Source organism: Fructilactobacillus fructivorans (assembly GCF_000814735.1).
Lineage (GTDB): Bacteria > Bacillota > Bacilli > Lactobacillales > Lactobacillaceae > Fructilactobacillus > Fructilactobacillus fructivorans.
Genome location: NZ_JOJZ01000003.1, coordinates 1 through 1,528, shown reverse-complemented (window position 1 = coordinate 1,528; position 1,528 = coordinate 1). Strand labels below are relative to the sequence as shown.

The window sequence follows — 1,528 nt, the reverse complement described above, 5'->3', positions numbered from 1 at the left end:
CTTGACTTAAGTTAGCAGCGAGTGGCGAACTGGTGAGTAACACGTGGATAACCTGCCCAGAAGAAGGGGATAACACCTGGAAACAGATGCTAATACCGTATAACAACGAAAACCACATGGTTTTCGTTTGAAAGATGGCCTTTGTGCTATCGCTTTTGGATGGATCCGCGGCGCATTAGCTAGTTGGTGAGATAAAGGCTCACCAAGGCAATGATGCGTAGCCGACCTGAGAGGGTAATCGGCCACATTGGGACTGAGACACGGCCCAGACTCCTACGGGAGGCAGCAGTAGGGAATCTTCCACAATGGACGAAAGTCTGATGGAGCAATGCCGCGTGAGTGAAGAAGGGTTTCGGCTCGTAAAACTCTGTTGTTAGAGAAGAACGGGCGTGAGAGTAACTGCTCACGTCGCGACGGTATCTAACCAGAAAGTCACGGCTAACTACGTGCCAGCAGCCGCGGTAATACGTAGGTGGCAAGCGTTGTCCGGATTTATTGGGCGTAAAGCGAGCGCAGGCGGTCTTCTAAGTCTGATGTGAAAGCCTTCGGCTTAACCGGAGAAGTGCATCGGAAACTGGGAAACTTGAGTGCAGAAGAGGACAGTGGAACTCCATGTGTAGCGGTGAAATGCGTAGATATATGGAGGAACACCAGTGGCGAAGGCGGCTGTCTAGTCTGTAACTGACGCTGAGGCTCGAAAGCATGGGTAGCAAACAGGATTAGATACCCTGGTAGTCCATGCCGTAAACGATGAGTGCTAGGTGTTGGAGGGTTTCCGCCCTTCAGTGCCGCAGCTAACGCATTAAGCACTCCGCCTGGGGAGTACGACCGCAAGGTTGAAACTCAAAGGAATTGACGGGGACCCGCACAAGCGGTGGAGCATGTGGTTTAATTCGATGCTACGCGAAGAACCTTACCAGGTCTTGACATCTTCTGTTAACCTAAGAGATTAGGTGTCCCCTTCGGGGGCAGAATGACAGGTGGTGCATGGTTGTCGTCAGCTCGTGTCGTGAGATGTTGGGTTAAGTCCCGCAACGAGCGCAACCCTTGTCATTAGTTGCCAGCATTAAGTTGGGCACTCTAATGAGACTGCCGGTGACAAACCGGAGGAAGGTGGGGATGACGTCAAATCATCATGCCCCTTATGACCTGGGCTACACACGTGCTACAATGGACGGTACAACGAGTTGCGAAACCGCGAGGTCAAGCTAATCTCTTAAAGCCGTTCTCAGTTCGGATTGCAGGCTGCAACTCGCCTGCATGAAGTTGGAATCGCTAGTAATCGTGGATCAGCATGCCACGGTGAATACGTTCCCGGGTCTTGTACACACCGCCCGTCACACCATGAGAGTTTGTAACACCCAAAGTCGGTTAGGTAACCTTTTGGAGCCTGCCGCCTAAGGTGGGACAGATGATTAGGGTGAAGTCGTAACAAGGTAGCCGTAGGAGAACCTGCGGCTGGATCACCTCCTTTCTAAGGAAAAATTCGGAAACCTTACACAATTAAAGTCTTGTTTAGTTTTGAGAG

1 rRNA gene is annotated in these 1,528 nt (G+C 51.3%); it reads left to right on the top strand.

The annotated features are described in order from the left end of the window. Positions 1-1,474 (top strand): 16S ribosomal RNA (locus tag LfDm3_RS00045); the annotation flags it as partial. Between the last annotated feature and the right edge of the window lie 54 nt (positions 1,475-1,528).